Raw genomic sequence first — 5318 nt, forward strand, 5'->3', positions numbered from 1 at the left:
GGTGATGAGCTTGTTAGTGCAGACCACTTCGGGCGTATCGAGCGTGATGCGGGTCGAGGCTTTAACCAGTACCACCGGCACGGTGGCCGCAATGGACTCCGACGCAGTGACATCGGCGGTCTTAATCCCGGACACGGTGAGCGCCCCGCTTTGAGGTTCGTACTCAATGACCGCCCCGTCAGGAAAGGCAACGTGAAGCGCATCCGGCGACACGGACGGCGCGGGATGGTCATCAGAGAAAATGGAGGGCAACACAAAGCCGGTATCGAGCTCGCCACCGATAGCGAGAATCAGCACCTGCTCGCCAACGGAAGGAGCCCACCACACCCGCGAGCGACCAGCGCGCGAAGTCAGCCAGTTAAGCCAGGTGGTTTGCATCCCGCCGGTCTGGACGCGACAGAGCCCGGCATCGTGATTGACGTCGGTCACGACACCGGTGCGGATAAGGTTGCGGATCGCGCGAGCGATATCCTGCAGAGAAGTTAGATTGTTCATGGGGAAAGGATGACGCCGGGCAAGGCCAGCGGCAATCGAGCGGGGTTTTGTGAGGGATGAAACAACATGCAACGAATAAGACACTACATTTCGCTTTAGTCTGGCAATGACGTTCGCTTAAACAAACTGCTCAGTAGCGGAGGTAACTATCAACCCAATGCGCTAGTGGAGACCAGGCCAGTTACATCACCAGGATTAAATGGCTCATCGAAGTTGCTTCACCATTTAATCTCTCCCCAGTTTTTAACAATTAATCGATAAATAGTTAAAGATATTTCTCATTTATTGTATGTAAAACGAACTACTATTATCAAAGGTCGTAACCCTCATTTTTCTGATGGTGGCTCTCTTCAATTTTAATTATAGTTATCCATCTTGCAATTCGAAACCTGGCACACACTCAACTAAAATACATACTTTACTAACGGATAATTCCGCGCGTTGAACGTTGGAAAAACCATTCAAACAGTTCGCCAACAGGATGATTATTTAACTTCTCTTTTAAAATAGCTTTCGCTTCATGTAACGATAGTGATTTGTTGTAAAGTATGTCGTAAAAACTTTGAATTAACTTCTGTTCATCCTGCCTCGGCCCAGTAAAATATCTGGATGTGGTGTCTATTCCGGTGGGTGCAGCATAGTTACCGCTAGCATAAACGAATGGTGGTATATCCTGAGTTACACCTGAATGATGCGCAACATTTGCATATGCACCTAATACACAGAATTGATGGATTGCGCACATGAATCCGACCACAGCACCATCGCCCAGTGCAACATGTCCGGCCAGGCCGCTGTTATCACCAATGTTCGTACTATTACCAATGGTGCAATCATGCCCAATGTGAACGTTATTCAGAAGAATATTATCGTCACCAATTATAGTGTAATTATTATCTTGCTTCGTACCTCGATGGATTGTTGCATTGTTACCAATAGTATTACGATCTCCTATAATTAACTTGGTTGGCTCATTTTTATATTTTAGATCTTGATTCACTTCACCTATCGATGAAAACTGCCCAATCTGATTATCACACCCGATAACTGTAAATCCATTAATAACTGAATGGGACCCTATAATAGTTCCCTCACCAATAACAACATCCGCAGAAATAATACAAAATGGACCGATATTGACATGTGCCTCGATCACTGCGCCTGGTGCTATGATACTGCTACTCGAAACGCGTGCAGTAGAAGAGATCGTCATTTATATTTCCTGATAGCTAGAATGCTTATCGTCCAAAAAACGTTACGTTGGCTACCGTTCTGGAACAGCCATAAGGTAACGCTAACACTTTTATCAAGCTACAGAATACTCGTAATATCGTTACGTAGCGAATGTCTTGGCAAGAACAGTTTCTGCTATAACCTGGCTATTCAAGCGCTTTAAATACTATCATAATGAAATGCAAAATTCCCATCCGAAATTATTCAAAGATTGAACCATCCCCAAGGTAATCAACTATCAGCTCCTCAATATATTTTTTATCAGCACGACTAAATCCCAGCAACTCACGCTGTGGATACTGAACATCCTGACTATTAGGGGCTGGCCTGTCTTTAAGTCCGTACTGATGGATCTGCACGATACGTTGCACCTTACCGGTAAACTCCACCACAGCAGTATCATTGCGGCCACGGGCTTTCATGTAGCGGCTGGTTCGCAGCTTCTGAAACATCGCCCTTTTAATACGCCCTTTTTTTGCCCTGATCGGCTGACGCTTTCGCGCCTGATACGGCGTGCCATCCGGGGCAGTTTGTTGTTTTATTCTTTGCTGTTGCGACCTGCGCAGTTGCTTCGCAATTTCACCGGCCAGCTTTCGACGGCCTGACGGTGACAGTGCGCCAATCAGCCCGGCGAGCTTATCGTCAAAGGGCTTTAATTCACTCATCCCACTTGCTCACGAGTTCACCAAAGAGATAAAGCTCGGTTGGCGGCGTCACAGGCTCGGGCAGGGGCGGCTCAGGCGCATAGCTGACGTGCAGCGCACCGTTTTCCTCCCTGACGAGCGTGCGCTCGGTGAGCTGCAGGCTGATACTGATATCGACGTTGTCACCGTCGTTCAAATCCATCTGGAACCGGTAGCCCTTTTTGCGCCCCTCATCCGTGGTGCAGATATCCGGCTGGTTCTCACGCAGCCATGCCGCCACCGGCACAAAAATCAAATCAGGGTCGCCAACAAAATCACACACGATCACATTCAGGGTGTAAATCTTTTCGTGCGACAGCGAGGCCGAGAGACGCGCATCGATATTCCCCTCATCCGCAAAGATACGCATCATTTCGGGGTTGGTTTTTAGCTGCGGTACGGCGTCAGTGAGCGCCTTGCGCAGGCTTTTCATTTTCTGCATCTGTTTTATCCTGACAGTCTTTAATGGTTTCGACCTTGAGCGCGCAGGCCGTGAGCGCGTGCTCAAGCCTGCGGATATCGGCACTTAAATCGCCGTTACTGAGCGGCTCGCTTCCCGGCATCGGGCAGAGGCTCACTGTCGGGCAGGCGTTGTAAACAGTGACCGGCGGAGGAGCAGGCGGTGCGGGTGTGCAGGCGGCGCACAGCATCAGGCAACTCAGCGCGATACCAGCGGCGTAAATCCTCGTTTTCATTGAGTAACCTCGTAATGGTTTGTTCCCGTCGGGTCGCCAGCTCACCGGCGGCGTTTAACTCGTCACTGAGCCTGACCTGCGCAGTCTCATTCTTCCTGGCAATACGCTGTGACACGGCAAGCTGATTTTTCAGCATCCCGATAGTGGTCTTTTGCTCGCTGGCGACCCGGTTCGCTTTCTCAAACGAGCGGGATAAATTCGCGTTGTCATGGCGCAGCCACAGCACCCCGCCGAGCAACCCGGCAAGCAGAATCATCAGCACTTTCATTGCAGCCCCTTAACACAGTAAGCCCGTTCCCGCTCGCGGCGGTTCTCAAGCCCTTTGTTTTTAACACCATTCACATACACCCAGCGGGTAAGCTGGTCACACGCCTGCCACCACTGCTGACGTTTGATAAACGAGACCAGCGTCGAGCGACAGGCCGCGCCGGTTCCGACGTTGAAGGCAAAACTGACCAGCGCGTCATAGACGCGCGGCGGCATCTTCACCGGCACGCACACGGCGAGCCGTTGCTCGGTATTGAGCACATCCGCGACGAGGTTCGCCGCCGCCTGTCGCTCGGTGATATCCCCTTTCGGCGTGACACCGGCAGTGTGGCCGATGCCTGACGTCCATACGCCCGCGCTGCACTGGTAAGGTGTCAGGCGACATCCTTCGAGGTCAGCGAGTAACGCCAGCCCCTCGGGCGAGGTGTTCAGCAGACGAAAGTCAGGCATCAGCGCCGCCAGCGCCAGCACAGCGGCCACACTGCATTTTTTAATGATTGAGCTCACGAATAGCCCCCTTATCGAGTCCGAGCGAAATCAGATAGCGATAGGTTTTGCGCTTAAACCAGTAATTCGTCAGCGCGGTAAAAATGGCGCAGCCACCGCCGACATACAGCGCCAGCTTTTCGGGTGACATCGCCCCGAAATACGCCACTCCCACGGCCAGCCAGTAGGCGACAAACGTCGTGATTTTTTCCATGTTCAGTCCCATAGATTCACCGTCTCGGTTTTCGGGGCGCTGTCGGTCTCGGGCAGTTCTATCGCTGTGCCGTGCGGGAGGATGACGCCCAGCTCCGACAGCCCCGGATTCGACTGCAGCACCGTCTCGACCACGCCCTCAGTACGCCCGTAATACCGGGCGCAAACCGCGTCGAGGGTGTCGCCCTGCATCGCATAGACCTTCATCAGATTTGCCCCACAATGCAGCGCGCCCTGTCCTGAATGCGCGCCACTGACCAGCGCATATCCCGCCACATTTCATCGATAGTGCTGTCGATACTGTCGGCCTTTTTGTCGCCCTTGCTGGTCGCATCCACACCGCGATAACGCTCGTAAAGCGTGGCGGTCGTCATCGCGCATACGGCGTTGAAATAGTGGAAGCAGCGCACGCTTTCGCCGTCGAGCTCGTCGGTCGGGACATCCGCGAGCGTGGCGTGACCGGCGTCGAGCTGGCGGTCGCGCCAGTCGCGCAGCTCCGCATTGGTCTCCGCGATGGCGGTCTTAATTGCGCGGCGCAGGCGCACAGGCGAAACGGTCTGCTCAAGGCGCATTTCTTCGCGCACGCGCTTCGGGTCTACATCAGGGAAAAATCCCGTGTTTTTAATCACCGGCTCGCTCACGCCCGGTGGCGGTATCACCACGCCCGGCACGTCCTGCGGCGTTGTTTTGGGCTCAATAATCAGTGTCGTCATGACAACCTCGGAAAATAGGTGGGCGGTGGACGCCGGTCGCAGACAGGGTAATCAATACCCACATTGACCGGCGTGCCGCCCGGCTCGGGGAGCGTTCGGTTAACCTGCGGCTTTTGCCGCTTTAGGAGGACGTCCGCGCCGTGCCGCCGGTTTAGCGGCAGGTTTGCGCGTGCGTGGTTTAGTCGTTTTGGGCGCGGGCTCTGGCTTCGGTTTAAGCTGGCGCTCAAGCTGTTCGATATCCTTTTTCACGCCGATAGTTCGCTCTAACTGGATCGCACGCTGCAGGTGCGCCAGTGCCTCGGGCAATTGCCCCGCATCGCGCTGCACGTAGCCGGTGATTTTGTGCAGCTTCGCGCGCACGATATCGGGCATATCTGCACGCTCAGTCAGTGCGAGGGTATCGAACAGCAGCGCCAGCTCAGGTGACTGATTCGCATCGCGCAGGCGCTGCGCAGAAAGCGCAACTTCTTCGGCCAGCAGATACGGCGTGGTGCGACGGTGGCCGCCGACCGGCATCGTGAGTCCCCAGGTCA

General features: G+C 53.7%; 11 protein-coding genes. All 11 read right to left on the reverse strand.

The window, feature by feature from the left end:
* Nucleotides 1–495: phage baseplate assembly protein V (locus ACKI5T_RS21710; RefSeq protein ID WP_407440118.1), on the reverse strand; the 495-nt coding region annotated here is incomplete at its 3' end.
* A gap of 421 nt (nt 496–916) precedes the next feature.
* Nucleotides 917–1708, reverse strand: coding sequence for an acyl-ACP--UDP-N-acetylglucosamine O-acyltransferase (gene lpxA, locus ACKI5T_RS21715; protein WP_407440120.1), 792 nt, complete (start codon nt 1706–1708; stop codon nt 917–919).
* A gap of 220 nt (nt 1709–1928) precedes the next feature.
* Nucleotides 1929–2393, reverse strand: coding sequence for a phage virion morphogenesis protein (locus ACKI5T_RS21720; protein ID WP_407440122.1), 465 nt, complete (start codon nt 2391–2393; stop codon nt 1929–1931).
* Nucleotides 2386–2853: a phage tail protein gene (locus ACKI5T_RS21725; protein ID WP_407440124.1), complete on the reverse strand. Its 468-nt coding sequence runs from the start codon at nt 2851–2853 to the stop codon at nt 2386–2388. Before ACKI5T_RS21725 ends, ACKI5T_RS21720 begins: the two co-directional genes overlap by 8 nt.
* Nucleotides 2816–3061: an Rz1-like lysis system protein LysC gene (gene lysC, locus ACKI5T_RS21730; protein ID WP_407440125.1), complete on the reverse strand. Its 246-nt coding sequence runs from the start codon at nt 3059–3061 to the stop codon at nt 2816–2818. The genes ACKI5T_RS21725 and lysC overlap by 38 nt, the downstream gene beginning before the upstream one ends.
* On the reverse strand, nt 2949–3374 hold the full coding sequence (lysB, locus tag ACKI5T_RS21735; RefSeq protein ID WP_407440127.1) for an Rz-like lysis system protein LysB: 426 nt from the start codon (nt 3372–3374) through the stop codon (nt 2949–2951). Before lysB ends, lysC begins: the two co-directional genes overlap by 113 nt.
* On the reverse strand, nt 3371–3880 hold the full coding sequence (locus ACKI5T_RS21740) for a lysozyme (RefSeq protein WP_407440128.1): 510 nt from the start codon (nt 3878–3880) through the stop codon (nt 3371–3373). The genes lysB and ACKI5T_RS21740 overlap by 4 nt, the downstream gene beginning before the upstream one ends.
* Nucleotides 3864–4085, reverse strand: a complete 222-nt coding sequence (locus tag ACKI5T_RS21745; RefSeq protein WP_015960480.1) for a hypothetical protein — start codon at nt 4083–4085, stop codon at nt 3864–3866. The genes ACKI5T_RS21740 and ACKI5T_RS21745 overlap by 17 nt, the downstream gene beginning before the upstream one ends.
* Nucleotides 4076–4279, reverse strand: coding sequence for a tail protein X (locus ACKI5T_RS21750; RefSeq protein ID WP_407440129.1), 204 nt, complete (start codon nt 4277–4279; stop codon nt 4076–4078). The genes ACKI5T_RS21745 and ACKI5T_RS21750 overlap by 10 nt, the downstream gene beginning before the upstream one ends.
* Complete coding sequence (locus ACKI5T_RS21755; RefSeq protein ID WP_234593444.1) at nt 4279–4785, reverse strand: head completion/stabilization protein; 507 nt, start codon at nt 4783–4785, stop codon at nt 4279–4281. The genes ACKI5T_RS21750 and ACKI5T_RS21755 overlap by 1 nt, the downstream gene beginning before the upstream one ends.
* 99 nt (nt 4786–4884) lie before the next feature.
* Nucleotides 4885–5318: phage terminase small subunit (gpM, locus tag ACKI5T_RS21760; RefSeq protein ID WP_407440131.1), on the reverse strand; the 434-nt coding region annotated here is incomplete at its 5' end.

This window comes from Lelliottia sp. (assembly GCF_045627565.1).
In the GTDB taxonomy this organism is placed as follows: Bacteria; Pseudomonadota; Gammaproteobacteria; order Enterobacterales; family Enterobacteriaceae; genus Enterobacter.